Origin of the sequence: Daeguia caeni (genome assembly GCF_042653845.1) — a bacterium.
GTDB classification, from domain to species: Bacteria; Pseudomonadota; Alphaproteobacteria; order Rhizobiales; family Rhizobiaceae; genus Brucella; species Brucella caeni.
Window position 1 is genome coordinate 65,863 of record NZ_JBHSEL010000053.1, and the last position, 12,443, is coordinate 78,305.

Genomic DNA, 12,443 nt, shown 5'->3' on the forward strand with positions numbered 1-12,443 from the left:
CTTACTTGCTTTCAAGCATTGCCTTGAGGGCGTTCTTGTCAATCTTGCCCGTCTTGCCGAGCGGGAAGGACTCGATGAAATGAATGCTACGCGGCACCTTGAAATCGGCCAGACATTCGCCTGCATGGGCGATGAGTTCCTCGACAGAGACCTCTGCTCCGGCGCGGCGGATGACAAAGGCAACCGGCACTTCGCCAAAAATGCGATCCGGCCCGCCGACAACAGAGACATCCTGCACGGCTGGATGGCTGAGCAAGGCTTCTTCCACTTCGCTTGGTGAAATATTGGCGCCGCCGCGAATGATGATGTCCTTGATGCGGCCGGTAATGAAGAAAAAGCCATCAGCATCGAAATAGCCAAGATCGCCCGACTTGAAATAGCCATCCACCATGGCACTCGCCGTCAATTCCGGCGCACCGTAATATTCCTTGACGGTCGCAGCTGCCCGAACAAGGATTTCGCCCTGCTCACCCGGTGCGCAGTCGCTGCCATCGCTCCGCACGATGCGATAGGCAAGTCCCGGCGCTGCCTTGCCGACCGAGCCTTCCGGCACCGGCTGCGGATCACGGCTATAGCGGCCAAAGACCGGCGTGCATTCGGTCATGGCATAATAGTTCTGCAGTTCCTTGCGGAAACGGGCAGCAAAACGGCGGCGCATTTCAAGCGGCAGCGGTGCACCAGCGCAGATGATTTCGCGCACATGCGACAAGTCAAAATCACGGTTCTGCTGTTCGCAATATTCCAGCATCATGGAATACATGGTCGGAACGCCATGATAAATCGTGGCCTTATGGGCAACCAAGGCTTCCAAAACGTCCTGCGGACGGAAACGGGCAAGCAGCACGACCTTGCCGCCTGCCTGCAGGCTAACCGCGGAAGCAGTTGAAAGCCCGTAGAGAAAGCCAAGCGGAAGAGCGACAAGCGTGATGTCATCGCGCCCGATGGCCCACATTTCGGCAAGGGACAGCGCTGCCCCCACCTGTGCGGCATGATCGAGCAAGATCGCCTTTGGCCGCCCCGTCGTGCCGGATGTATAGATGATGAGAAAATCATCGTCCAAAGTGATGCTGTCTGCTGGCGAAAGCTCGACCGGACCTGCAGGCTCGATCAGGCTTTCGATCGGGCGGCGCTGCTCTGCCGGGATTTTGGCGGCGACACCCTCACCCGACTGCGCATCATGGAACAGGATCTTTGCCTTGGAATGGCCAAAGGCATATTCCAGTTCCGTCTCCGAAAGATTCGGATTCATGGGTACATAGATCGCGCCAATGCGCGCTGCGGCATAATAAAGAACCAGCATTTCCGGGCGGTTCTGGGCAATGGCCGCAACGCGGTCGCCCTTGCCTATATTGAGTGAAACAAGCTTGCGCGCTGCATTTTCGCTGAGATCGAGAAATTCACGATAGGAAAAGCTGGTTTCATTGAAAACCAGAGCCGTGCGCTCTGGATCCGGCTGCAAGCTGGCGGCAAGGGCAAGAAAAACGTTTTGTGGCTTGGACTTGATATCTGACATCGGATTTTCTCTATGCGAATTCAGTGGCCAGATGAAATGGCGGTCAGTGTCGAGCGCGCTTCACCTGCAGCTTCGGCCATGGTCAGGAAACGGACATCGCCCGCTGATTTCATGTGATCGATCAGAGCGCCCAGCATGCGGATGCGCGGACCTCTGCCAATGATCTGTGGATGGGTGGTCAGCGTGAAAACACCGCCTTCAACTTCCTCGTGGCAATAATCAAATTCGCTTTGCCAGATGCGGCCAACCTCGGCCGGATCACGCAGGCCTGAATAGAGCGGCTTGTTGAGGAATGTGAAATAGGGGAAATCATCAAGTTCCCATGCAACCGGCATCTCGATCAATGCACTTGTCTCACCCGGACGGAAACTTTCATCATCAAGCTGATCACCCTTGCGGGCGAAATAGGGGCGGAAATCATCGCCCATCATGGAACTATCATACATCAGGCCGCGCTCAAGCAACAGATCGATCGTGTTGACCGACAGATCCCATGCCGGTGAGCGGTAGCCCTGCGGTGTAAAGTCGTTGCCAAGCACCTTGCGCAAACGCGCAATCGACGCATCCAGCAAGCGCGCTTCCTCGTCGCGATCCAGACCAAGCGGCGTTTCATGCACATAGCCATGAAGGGCGATTTCATGACCTGCATCGCGGATGGCGCGTGTCTCGGCGGGATAGGAAATGGCCGTATGCGACGGCACAAAAAAGGTTGCCTTGACGGCTTTTCCATCCAGCAGTTTCAGCAGGCGCGGCAGGCCAACAGTCGCGCCATATTCGCCGCGAGATACGGGCGTAACCGAGGTGGTGCGAAAACTGCTGAGCCACAGCGATACTGCATCAAAATCAAATGTAAGACAGACCGTTGTCATGAAGCCCCTCATGCCGGAACGCGAAAAAGGGCGGCAAAGCCGCCCTGCATTACTTGGCCGTCCAGCCGCCATCGATGGTCATGCACTGACCGGTGATGTAATTAGCACGATCGGAAAGCAGGAAGACGATCATGGCGGAAATATCTTCCGGCTCACCCTTGCGTGCCATTGGTACTGTGCGCGGCAGCCATTCCGGATCTACGCCAACACCCGCCATGACCGGAGCATCCTCGCCCAGAATCCGGGTCGAATTGTCGCGCAGCGGCGTTACGATCACGCCCGGGCAGACGGCATTCACCGTCACGCCATCCTTGGCATAATAGCAGCCAAGATGACGGGTAAGCCCGACGACGCCATGTTTCGAGGCCGTATAGGAAACGCCATCGGCCATGCCGGTCAGGCCACCAACGGAAGCGACATTGACGATGCGGCCATATTTCTGCTTCGTCATATGGCGCAGCGCAGCCCGGCAGGCATAGAAGGTGCCGCGCAGATTGACATCAATGATCTGATCCCAGAGCGCATCGCTCGTATCAATACCCGATGCGAAACCATCAAAAATGCCGGCATTGCAGATCAGACCGTCAATGCGGCCATATTTGGCGACCGCGCCATCAATCAGTGCATCAACGGCCTTGACGTCGCGCACATCGGTCTGAACGAATTCAACCGAACCGCTTGCATCCTTGGCCAGAGCAATGGTCTCCTCCGCCTTGTCTGCCAGAATGCCGCCTATGACAACCGTAGCGCCCGTATTGGCAAGTTCCAGTACGGTTGCACGGCCAATGCCGGTTTCTCCACCGGTGACTACCATGATGCGTCCAGAAAAATCGGACATTTTCATTCCCTTTAATTATGCCACAGCTGATGCGCTGCCTTGTTCTGCACTTGCGAGAGTTCTCTTGTACGACATACAGGAAACCCTGCATGATTGCTTTATGGTCACGCTGTTTTGCGAAACTTTGCTCCATAGGGGGGCGCTTTACGGTGCGATCGCGATAACCTCGGATTCAGCCAGCAGCCGCGGATCATAAAGCCCGGCCTGCACCATGACACCGGCTGGCGGACAGTCCTGATTGTAGTAGCGCGCACGCACCGCGCGGAAAGTCGCCATGAATTCAGGATCAAAGCTTTTCACATAGGTCGTCACACGCATCACATGCTCAAAGCCAAGTCCGGCCGCGGCAAGCGTCGCCTTCAGATTTTCAAACAGCGCCACGATCTGCGCCTCGACTGATTCCGTTACCGGCTCGCCAGATGCATCCGTGCCGACATGGCCGGTCGAGACGAAAATCTTGCTGCCCTGCCCCAGAATGCCCTGTGAAACGCCGGGCCAGAATTGTCCCGGGGAATTAACTGCCTCAAGAGCCATCGCCATCTCCTGTATGTCTTGAATTCTTGCCGCCCTTGCGGGCAATCGTCGAAACACATACTAATCGGTATTTTAAACATTACAATCAGTATTTTTTAGTTTGATTGAGTTTTGTTTATGCGCTAACGAGTCTGTCATGTGATGCCTCCTGTTCCAGAATTTTAACTGAGAAGTACAAATGAGGGGGCAGCAAACCCCAACCACAAGGGAGTCGAATACATGACTGCATCCTCTCCATCTTTCTGGGTTTCCTCGGTCAGTGAAATCACGCCGGAAGATATCTATCTGCGCGGCTATCCGATGCAGGACGTCATCGGCAAGCTCAGCTTCTCTGCCATCAGCTATCTGTTGATTCGCGGCCGCATCCCGACCCCGGGCGAAGCCAGGATGATGGATGTGATCCTGTCGTCGATTCTGGATTATGCCCTGCAGAAGTCTGGCACCATCGCCGCCCGCGCCATTGTCTCGGTCAATCCGCAGATGACTGCAGGCCTGTCTGCCGCCATGCTGGGCGCTGGCGCCTTTGCCGTCTCGCCGGAAGATGCAGGCCGTTTCATTCTCGAAGGCGTTGCCAAGTGGAAAGCCTCCGGCCTCGACATGAAAGAACATGCCGCAGCCCTTGTTGCCGAACTGCGCGCTGCCAAGCGCCGTGTGCCGGGCTTTGGCCATCCGGTGTTCCGCGGAGTTGATCCTCGCGCTGAAAAATTGAAAGCCTTTGCCAAGGAATTCGGCGTCTGGGGTGAAGCCAATGAATGGTATGCCGCCGTTCATGAAGCCTTCCGTCAGGCAACCGGCAAGCCAGATCTTGTCATGAACGATGTCGGCATGCTGGCAGGCATCATGACCCAGATGGGCTTTACGCCAGCAGAAATGACAGGCCTTGCCCTTCAGTCCACCTTCCCTGGCCTCATCGCCCATATTTCGGAGGAGCTGCAGTCTGGTGTCATCAACCGCATCATTCCCGACAGCAATGCCGAATATGACCGCACGCACCGCTCACTGGATACGGATCTCGCTGCCGCCGGCTGGTCGTTTTGAGCCGGCAGCAGAGATAAGGGGGAACACATGCGCCGGATCAATTTCATCAATCCGTTTGGTTCTGTCGCCTATGACGAGATCATCCAGAAGACGCTCGGCCATTATTGCGCCGACGGCACGGAAATGGTCGTCACCCATCTGGAAAACTGCCCGCCCGACATCGACTTCTTCTACAACAAACACATGATCGAGCAGGCACTCTATGAAGAGGTCATGCGCTCGGAGGAAACCGGTTTCGATGCGGTCATTGTCGGCTGCCTTTATGATCCCGGCGTGCGGGTGGCGCGTGAGCTGGTCGATATTCCGGTCATCGGCCCGCTGGAGGCATCCTTCCAGATGGCCGCCAATTTCGGCTATTCCACCATGGTGCTGACCGACCACCGCAAGGCAGTGCCATATCTTTATGACGAGGCACGCTTGCGCGGTCAGGGCAATACGGTCAAGGGCATTGAGGCCATCGACTGGTTTGTCAAGGACATGATCCATGACCGTGCAGCCGTGGCACGCGATGTCGTCAATCTGTCCGCCACGGCAGCCAGAAAACTTGGTGCGGAAACGGTGATCATGGGCTGCACCATCATTGCCGCAATCTATCAGGAATATCTGATGGAAGGCGGCAAACCTGCCGAAGTACCGATCCTAAATCCAAACCTGCTTGCCCTGAAAATGGCCGAAAGCCTCGCCGATCTGCATCAGAAGGGTGCCTATACCCTCGCCCGCACCGGCTTCTACATGAAGCCATACGGGCATTTTGAAGCAGAGTTCAAGCGTGCGCGCCGCATCTGGAATGCGTCAAAGCCTGATTTTTCCAGCCAATAATCAGACGAACAGTCACCACCCGCTGGCAGGAATGCCGGCGGGAAACGCACAATGATACGAAGGCCATGGCAGTGTGCCAACAGTAAGCCTGCACAGCCCGGCGCGATGTTGCGCCCATCGGTTCTGTCCCGTGCTGAAGTCACCGCGAAAATCCGGGCCCAATCAACACGAGACCCATTCAATATTTTCACAATCCGCACTTGCAGAAAACGACGAAAGCGTCATAATCTGACTAGTCGGTCTTTTTTACGGATTAGTCGGTACAAGCCATAAAACAATAATATGAGGAGTGAACATGTCCGATACACCATTGAAACTGACACGCCGTCAGACCCTTGTCACCGCTGCTGCCACCGCAGCCACGCTGGTCTTTCCTGCAATTTCCCGTGCGGCCAATAAAACCGTCAAGGTTGGCGCGCTGGCGCCGCTTTCCGGCGATCTCGCCCTGTGGGGCCTGCCTGCCAAGAATGGCGCTGAAGTCTGGGCCAAGCTGATCAATCAGGCCGGCGGTCTGAACGTCAATGGTGAGCGCTATGATGTTGAGGTTGTCTCCTTTGACGGCGCCTATGTGCCGGAAAATACCCTGCAGGGTGCACGCTCCTTTGTGGATCAGGATGTCAAGTTCACCATGGTGATCGGCGGCGATGACTGGTCGGCAATCCAGGATTTCTCGAACCGAAACAAGCTTTTGACATCAACGCTTTACGTCTCCGACCTCAACCCGGATGCGAAATATCTTCTTGCCCCGATCGAAGTCCATCCGTTCTATTTCGGTCTTGGCGCCGACTATCTGCGCAAGGTTGAGCCCAACCTCAAGACGGTTGCCATGTGCGCGCAGGATGACGTCACGGGGCGCACCTCCCTTGCCTATTGGCGTGCTGCCTTTGATGCCAACGGATTTGAAATTGTCAACGACACCTATTTTGACAATTCGACCACGGATTTTGCCCCGATTGTCAGCTCCATGCTGGCTGCAAAGCCGGATGTCGTCTGCATCGACACGACCTATCCGTCGGTTGCCCTTCTTCTGGTCGAACAGCTCTATACCCAGGGCTACAAGGGGCGCATCCTGCATGCCGGCCTTGAACTGCTGCCGGATATGGTTGCGCGCACCAGCAAAGAATTCATGGAAGGCTCCATCGCCTTCTTCCCGCGCTTTGACGATCCCAACATCAACAAGTTCACGCCCGGTTTTCCGGACATGGCCGCCTTCTATGCGGAATATAACAAGACCCACCCGAATGAGTGGAACAATACCTCGTGGGAATTCCCGGCTGCACTTGAAGTCTGGAAACAGGCCGTCGAAACCGCAGGTACCTTTGAGTCGGATGCACTTCTGGAAAGCATGAAGGCCAATCCGCCAAAGCACCTGTTCGGCGCAGCCCGCTGGTGGGGCAAGGATCTGTTCGGCAATGACAATGCGCTGGTTGGCAACTGGCCGGTTGTCGAAGTGAAGGACGGCAAGGTGGAAATCGTCGAGATCGGCGATCAGGCCGGCTGGTTCGATGCGCACAAGGACATTGTCGAAAAGCGTTTCCGTGAAGAATCGCTCATGCCAGACCAGAAACGCTGATTTGCAGGCGAGCCCTACCTGATGCAGTTCTTTATCGAAACCTTAATAAATTCTGCAATGGCCAGCGCCGCTACGGCGCTGGTTGTTGTAGGTCTCGCATTGATTTTCGGCGTGATGCGCGTTGAAAACTTCGCGCACGGTGAACTATACATGGTCGGTGCCTATGCCGTCTGGTGGATTGGAACCTCTTTAGGCGCGGGTTACTGGGTTGGCTTTGTCGGTGCCATCCTTGTGACGGCAATCATCGGCGCGCTGATGGAATTGCTGCTGTTCCGGCGGCTGAAAGACAACCCCATGGGCGCGCTGATCGTAACCGTAGGTGTGCTGTTGATCCTGCAGACAGCGGTGGTCTGGTTGTTCGGCATCAACAGCAATCCGCTGGTGGATGCTCCGATCAAGGGCGTGCTGCGCCTTGGCGAGGTCAACATCCCATGGCACCGGCTGGTTGTGATTGCCGCAACACTGGTCATCCTTTTCGCACTGGCAGCAATCCTGCGCACAACCAAATTCGGCTGGGCCACACGTGCGGTTGCGCAGGACAAGGATGCGGCAAGCCTTCAGGGCATTTCCATTGGCCGCATTTCCATGAGCGCCATGGCGCTGAGTGCCGGTTTGCCGGTGCCGCCGGCGCATTGATGGCGCCTGTAGTGCGCATCAGCCCCTTCATGGGACAGCCAATCATCATCACCGCTTTCGTGGTCATCATTCTGGGCGGCATTGGCTCCATGGAAGGGGCGATCATCGCAGCCGTGCTCTATTCGACCCTGTTCACCTTTGTCGCTTCCTATTTCGACAGCACGATTGCCACCATTGCCGGCCTTTGCCTCATGCTCCTCGTGCTGATTGTCAAGCCAAGCGGCCTGATGGGCAAAGCGCAGAAAGTTTAATCCATGGCTGAGAAATTTCCCGATTTGATCTTGGTCACCATTCTGGCTGTTGCCGCCATTGCAGTGCCGCTGCTTGCAGGTGACTATTACACCTCATTCAGCACGGAAATCGCCATTGTGGTGCTAATGCTGTCGAGCTACAGAATCGTCGTGCTGACGGGCGAATGGTCATTTGCCCATGTCGTCCTGCAAGGTGTCGGCGCCTATACGGCCGCCATCATGGTGAAGGATTATGGCGCTTCTTTCCCGATCGTGCTTCTTGCTGGCGCGGCAGCAAGCGCCATCATTGCCGGCATTCTCAGCTTTCCGCTGCTCAAGATGCGCGGCTTCTATTTCCTGATGGGAACCTTTGGCGCTGCCGAAGCCATCCGCCTCATCTGGCGTAAAATGAAATATTTTGGCGGAACACGTGGCTTTTCCGGTATTTCCGCCCCCTATCTCGATTTCGCAGGCTTTCAGATCGATTTTGGCAAACCGCTCAATTTCTATCTTTTGACGCTTGCAATCGTTGCACTCTGCCTGTTCATCATCTGGCTGATTGAACGTGGTCGCCTGGGCAAAATCTGGCGCACCATCGAACAGCAGGATCTGCTTGCCCAAGCCGTTGGCATCGATACCCGCCGTTATCGCCGCGTGGCCTTTGTCATTTCGGCGGCCTTCGCTGGCGTTGCAGGCGTGCTTCTTGCCTACGCCTTCGGGTCAGTCACGCCAAACCGCTTCAACCTCAATTTTGCGCTTTATCTGATGATCTGGGCAATCGTTGGCGGCACCCGCACATTCTATGGCGTGATCTTTGGAGGCATCATTCTGATGATCTTTGATGAATCATTGCGCTTTGCAGAGGAACTGCGCCCCGGAATCTACGGCATCATATTGATTTTGGTCATGCTTTTCCGTCCACAAGGACTTGAAAGCCTCTCTTCCCTCATTCCCTTTGGCAAAACCGGCAACAGCAGCCTGAATGGCCGGGACACAAAGGAGGCGCATGAATGCCACTGACCCTGCATCGTGTCACAAAGGCCTTTGGCGGTCTTGTTGCCGTCAATCAGGTGAGTTTTTCAGTCAGGCCCGGCACCATTCATGGCCTCATCGGCCCCAATGGCGCGGGCAAGACGACCCTTTTTTCGCTGATCACCGGCTTTTACAAGCCGACTTCCGGCCGCGTTGAGCTGGATGGTGTTGATATTACCAGTCTTTCCACCAGTGCCCGCGCTCTGAAGGGACTGGTGCGTACATTCCAGGGAACCATGCTGTTTCCCGATCAGACGGTTGGGGAAAATGTCGAAAACGGCATGCTCGCCACAATCAGGCCGCGCCTGCTCGACTGGCTGGTCGAGACATCCGGCACAAAAGCCATGAAGTGCGCGCAAACGGATGAAATCCTTGAATTTGCGCAATTGTCGAACCTGCGCCACGCCAAGGCGCGCGACCTGTCCCATGGTCAGCAGCGCGTTCTCGGCATTGCCATTGCACTGGCGGCCAGACCGCGCGTTCTCCTACTGGACGAGCCCTTTACCGGCATGACGGCAGGTGAGAAGGATCGTCTGGTCGAAATGCTGGAGCGTATCCGGCAGAGTGGCACGACCGTCATTCTCGTGGAGCACGACATGCGCACGGTCATGCGTCTTTGCGATGTGATTACCGTGCTCAATTTCGGCAAAGTGCTCACGGAAGGAACACCGGAGGAAGTGCGCCGGCATCCTGAAGTGATGGCCGCATATCTGGGAACCAGCCTATGATCGAGTTACGCAACCTTACCGTCCATTATGGCCGTGCCATTGCGGTCAGCGATGTGTCGATCGCTTTTGCTTCAGGCTCGGTGAACTGCATCATTGGCTCGAATGGCGCCGGAAAGAGCACCATCCTGCGCACCATTTCCGGCCTCAAGAAGCCAAGCAGCGGCGAGATCCTGTTTGAGGGCGAGCCGATCCAGAACCTCTCCCCCAAGGCGATCGTCGAACGCGGCATTGCCCATGTACCGGAAGGCCGGCATGTTTTCCCGGAACTGACGGTGGAAGAAAATCTGAAGATCGGTGCTTATCTGCGCTCGGATGCGGCTGCGGTCAAACGCGATCTTGATCAGATCTGCAGCATGTTTCCTCGTCTTGCCGAACGGCGCAGGCAATATGCCAATACGCTGAGCGGCGGCGAACAACAGATGCTGGCCATTGGCCGCGCCATCATGGCTGCCCCCAAACTCGTCCTGATGGACGAGCCATCCATGGGGCTTTCGCCCGTCATGGTCGCCGCCATGGCGGATGTGATCCGCATGATCAACAAGGAAGGCAAATCGGTTCTCCTGGTGGAACAGAATGCCAATGTGGCACTGTCCCTCAGCGAAGAGGCCGCCGTGCTGGAACAGGGCAGGATTGCCCTGCGGGGCAAGGCTGCCGCAATGATGGATGATGAGCATGTCCGCATCGCCTATATCGGCGTCTGACATTTCGCCTGCACCCGATATTGTCCAGCAATTATGGCTGCTTGGCCGCGCATTATTGCGCGGTGAAACAATCCATGCGCCGATCTCTGCCGGCAGGGCAGCCAGTGCCCTGCCCGCCTTTGAACAGGCAGTTGTCGCTTATGTCGCAGTCCATCTTGATTGCGTTGTTGCGCTGCAGGCGCGCAAAGCCGCACAGGCCTTGCAGCTTGCCAAAACCGCCAGGGTCCGCTGGCAAAGCCTCATGGATCAGCATCTGCTTGGCGACAAGGTGCTTGTCGCCCCGTCCAATGCCTTCCACATGCGGCTTGCGAAAAAATATCCTGATTTTTATAAATCCATCGAAACTGAAAATCTGTTGAAATGGGCCTATGGCGCAGGGCTGAAAACAGGCTTTCTTGCGGCCCTTGCCGAGGCTGAAAATGGCGATCTGCAGCTTGCGCTTGATCTGGCTTCTGATGTCGCAGACCAGTGGCGCGCGCGCGGCCTTACCCGGCTGGCCGGTCTGGCAATTGTTGAAAATGCCTGTGCCGACTGGGCAAGGCGCCTCAACAAGGCAGACATGGCGAGCGAATTTTCATCCCGCGCGCCAGCACTGACCGGCCGCAATGCGCCCTACCTGGACGATGAGCCCACGCTCTGGCAGACAAGACGGACGCCCGAAACCATTCTGCGCTTTGCCTTTGCCGCAACCATTCTGCCTGCAATGGGGCCTGCACAGGCAAGTCTTGCAGAATGATGGCGCTTCCCGAAATGGCTGCAGCGAAAACCTGTCTTGCGTCTGCATTACATGCAATCAATGCGCTCAGCCTCATGTGATTTCATTTACCTCGACCATATCAAACCTGTTGCAATGCTCAAACTCCTATGTATAAATACTGATTAGTCAGTTTTTGAACCTATCAGGATTTATTATGACGCTAGGGAATGGAGGGCGTCATCGGGTTTGGCCCACCCAGTTGGGACTGAGCCCCGAAAACCAATCACAAGCAGCAGCAGATACCCGTTCAGGCTGCCAACAAGACTGATTTGCTTCACGAAGGGAACACGACCATGAAAAAGACCTTGCTACCATTGGCGCTCATGCTGACCGTCGGCGCATCTGCGGCTTATGCCGAGGAATGCCAGACAACGGTCACCACGATTACGAGCGGCAAGCTGACAGTCGCAGCCTATGACTACCCGCCATTCACCGCTGTGGCACCAGATGGCAAGATCAGCGGCATTGATCCAACGATCATTGAAAAGGCCGCCAAGGAAAACTGCCTTGAGGTCGTGGCTCTGGTGATGGATCCGGCTGCAACCATTCAGTCGGTCGTATCGGGCAAGGCAGATGTTGCCATCGGCAGCTGGAACAGAACCGAAAAACGCGCGGAAGTGCTTGGCATTTCGGCTCCGACCTATCTTGATCCGATGGGTATTTTCTCCAAGGACGGCTCCGATACGGTTGAATCGCTGATTGGCAAGAATGTCGGCACGGTTCAGGGCTATCAGTGGGTACCTGCCCTGCAGGCACTGCTGGGGGACAAGCTGAAGCTCTATCCAACCGCAGTCGCACTGGCGCAGGATCTTGAAGCCGGGCGCATTGATGTCGGCGTCGATGCTTACAATTATGGCGTCTATACGCAGAACAGTGCCGGTGGTTACAAGGGCATCACCATCAAGCTCGCACAGCCGGATGAACGCGTTCCGGCCAGCGTTGAACCAGCCCAGGCCGGCATCCTCTACACCAAGGGCAATGAATCCCTTGGCAAGGCGCTTGACGCCAGCATCGAAAAACAGCGTGAGGACATCGTCAAGGATCTGGTTGCCGCCGGCTTCGACAAGAAGGTCGGCGATGTTGGCGAACCACGCCTGATGAAATAACCATAGCCCCCATGAAACTGCCGCCGAGCACCCCCTCGGCGGCCTTTTTGTGTCTTGATCAAGCATTGC

General features: G+C 56.1%; 14 protein-coding genes. 10 read left to right on the forward strand and 4 right to left on the reverse strand.

Features of this window, described 5'->3' with window-relative positions; genetic code table 11:
• Position 1: 1 nt before the first annotated feature.
• From ACFO1V_RS08245 to ACFO1V_RS08260, 4 genes are all read right to left on the reverse strand, one after another.
• Positions 2-1,513, reverse strand: coding sequence for a class I adenylate-forming enzyme family protein (locus ACFO1V_RS08245; RefSeq protein WP_374829538.1), 1,512 nt, complete (start codon positions 1,511-1,513; stop codon positions 2-4).
• 20 nt (positions 1,514-1,533) lie between these two features.
• The gene (locus tag ACFO1V_RS08250) at positions 1,534-2,382 is read right to left on the reverse strand and encodes a polysaccharide deacetylase family protein (RefSeq protein ID WP_374829536.1); all 849 of its coding nucleotides are present in this window, start codon (positions 2,380-2,382) and stop codon (positions 1,534-1,536) included.
• 49 nt (positions 2,383-2,431) lie between these two features.
• On the reverse strand, positions 2,432-3,220 hold the full coding sequence (locus tag ACFO1V_RS08255; protein WP_374829534.1) for an SDR family NAD(P)-dependent oxidoreductase: 789 nt from the start codon (positions 3,218-3,220) through the stop codon (positions 2,432-2,434).
• A 144-nt stretch (positions 3,221-3,364) separates the two neighbouring features.
• Complete coding sequence (locus ACFO1V_RS08260) at positions 3,365-3,754, reverse strand: RidA family protein (RefSeq protein WP_374829532.1); 390 nt, start codon at positions 3,752-3,754, stop codon at positions 3,365-3,367.
• A gap of 219 nt (positions 3,755-3,973) precedes the next feature.
• Between ACFO1V_RS08260 and ACFO1V_RS08265 the strand changes: the two genes are divergently transcribed.
• The 10 genes from ACFO1V_RS08265 to ACFO1V_RS08310 all read left to right on the forward strand — a co-directional run bounded on the left by ACFO1V_RS08265 (position 3,974) and on the right by ACFO1V_RS08310 (position 12,374).
• Complete coding sequence (locus ACFO1V_RS08265) at positions 3,974-4,792, forward strand: citryl-CoA lyase (RefSeq protein WP_374829530.1); 819 nt, start codon at positions 3,974-3,976, stop codon at positions 4,790-4,792.
• Positions 4,793-4,819: 27 nt separating this feature from the next.
• On the forward strand, positions 4,820-5,611 hold the full coding sequence (locus ACFO1V_RS08270; protein ID WP_374829528.1) for an aspartate/glutamate racemase family protein: 792 nt from the start codon (positions 4,820-4,822) through the stop codon (positions 5,609-5,611).
• A gap of 295 nt (positions 5,612-5,906) precedes the next feature.
• Positions 5,907-7,184 carry an ABC transporter substrate-binding protein gene (locus ACFO1V_RS08275; protein ID WP_374829526.1) on the forward strand — a complete coding sequence of 426 codons (1,278 nt, stop codon included), beginning with the start codon at positions 5,907-5,909 and terminating at the stop codon, positions 7,182-7,184.
• A gap of 21 nt (positions 7,185-7,205) precedes the next feature.
• Positions 7,206-7,820 (forward strand): branched-chain amino acid ABC transporter permease, encoded by a 615-nt coding sequence (locus tag ACFO1V_RS08280; RefSeq protein ID WP_374829524.1) that lies wholly within the window; start codon positions 7,206-7,208, stop codon positions 7,818-7,820.
• Positions 7,820-8,071: a hypothetical protein gene (locus ACFO1V_RS08285; RefSeq protein WP_374829522.1), complete on the forward strand. Its 252-nt coding sequence runs from the start codon at positions 7,820-7,822 to the stop codon at positions 8,069-8,071. The genes ACFO1V_RS08280 and ACFO1V_RS08285 overlap by 1 nt, the downstream gene beginning before the upstream one ends.
• A 3-nt stretch (positions 8,072-8,074) precedes the next feature.
• Complete coding sequence (locus tag ACFO1V_RS08290) at positions 8,075-9,070, forward strand: branched-chain amino acid ABC transporter permease (RefSeq protein ID WP_374829520.1); 996 nt, start codon at positions 8,075-8,077, stop codon at positions 9,068-9,070.
• Positions 9,061-9,810 carry an ABC transporter ATP-binding protein gene (locus ACFO1V_RS08295; RefSeq protein ID WP_374829518.1) on the forward strand — a complete coding sequence of 250 codons (750 nt, stop codon included), beginning with the start codon at positions 9,061-9,063 and terminating at the stop codon, positions 9,808-9,810. Before ACFO1V_RS08290 ends, ACFO1V_RS08295 begins: the two co-directional genes overlap by 10 nt.
• Positions 9,807-10,511: an ABC transporter ATP-binding protein gene (locus ACFO1V_RS08300; protein ID WP_374829516.1), complete on the forward strand. Its 705-nt coding sequence runs from the start codon at positions 9,807-9,809 to the stop codon at positions 10,509-10,511. Before ACFO1V_RS08295 ends, ACFO1V_RS08300 begins: the two co-directional genes overlap by 4 nt.
• Positions 10,483-11,247 (forward strand): hypothetical protein, encoded by a 765-nt coding sequence (locus tag ACFO1V_RS08305; protein ID WP_374829514.1) that lies wholly within the window; start codon positions 10,483-10,485, stop codon positions 11,245-11,247. The genes ACFO1V_RS08300 and ACFO1V_RS08305 overlap by 29 nt, the downstream gene beginning before the upstream one ends.
• Before the next feature lie 314 nt (positions 11,248-11,561).
• The gene (locus tag ACFO1V_RS08310) at positions 11,562-12,374 is read left to right on the forward strand and encodes a substrate-binding periplasmic protein (RefSeq protein WP_374829512.1); all 813 of its coding nucleotides are present in this window, start codon (positions 11,562-11,564) and stop codon (positions 12,372-12,374) included.
• Positions 12,375-12,443 lie beyond the last annotated feature (69 nt).

What these genes read in the sequence shown, in the direction of transcription:
- ACFO1V_RS08250 (WP_374829536.1), bottom strand. Translation starts at nt 2,382, where the DNA reads ATGACAACGGTCTGTCTTACATTTGATTTTGATGCAGTATCGCTGTGG.
- ACFO1V_RS08295 (WP_374829518.1), top strand. Translation starts at nt 9,061, where the DNA reads ATGCCACTGACCCTGCATCGTGTCACAAAGGCCTTTGGCGGTCTTGTT.
- ACFO1V_RS08305 (WP_374829514.1), top strand. Translation starts at nt 10,483, where the DNA reads ATGTCCGCATCGCCTATATCGGCGTCTGACATTTCGCCTGCACCCGAT.
- ACFO1V_RS08280 (WP_374829524.1), top strand. Translation starts at nt 7,206, where the DNA reads ATGCAGTTCTTTATCGAAACCTTAATAAATTCTGCAATGGCCAGCGCC.
- ACFO1V_RS08275 (WP_374829526.1), top strand. Translation starts at nt 5,907, where the DNA reads ATGTCCGATACACCATTGAAACTGACACGCCGTCAGACCCTTGTCACC.
- ACFO1V_RS08310 (WP_374829512.1), top strand. Translation starts at nt 11,562, where the DNA reads ATGAAAAAGACCTTGCTACCATTGGCGCTCATGCTGACCGTCGGCGCA.
- ACFO1V_RS08285 (WP_374829522.1), top strand. Translation starts at nt 7,820, where the DNA reads ATGGCGCCTGTAGTGCGCATCAGCCCCTTCATGGGACAGCCAATCATC.
- ACFO1V_RS08245 (WP_374829538.1), bottom strand. Translation starts at nt 1,513, where the DNA reads ATGTCAGATATCAAGTCCAAGCCACAAAACGTTTTTCTTGCCCTTGCC.
- ACFO1V_RS08255 (WP_374829534.1), bottom strand. Translation starts at nt 3,220, where the DNA reads ATGTCCGATTTTTCTGGACGCATCATGGTAGTCACCGGTGGAGAAACC.
- ACFO1V_RS08300 (WP_374829516.1), top strand. Translation starts at nt 9,807, where the DNA reads ATGATCGAGTTACGCAACCTTACCGTCCATTATGGCCGTGCCATTGCG.
- ACFO1V_RS08270 (WP_374829528.1), top strand. Translation starts at nt 4,820, where the DNA reads ATGCGCCGGATCAATTTCATCAATCCGTTTGGTTCTGTCGCCTATGAC.
- ACFO1V_RS08265 (WP_374829530.1), top strand. Translation starts at nt 3,974, where the DNA reads ATGACTGCATCCTCTCCATCTTTCTGGGTTTCCTCGGTCAGTGAAATC.
- ACFO1V_RS08290 (WP_374829520.1), top strand. Translation starts at nt 8,075, where the DNA reads ATGGCTGAGAAATTTCCCGATTTGATCTTGGTCACCATTCTGGCTGTT.
- ACFO1V_RS08260 (WP_374829532.1), bottom strand. Translation starts at nt 3,754, where the DNA reads ATGGCTCTTGAGGCAGTTAATTCCCCGGGACAATTCTGGCCCGGCGTT.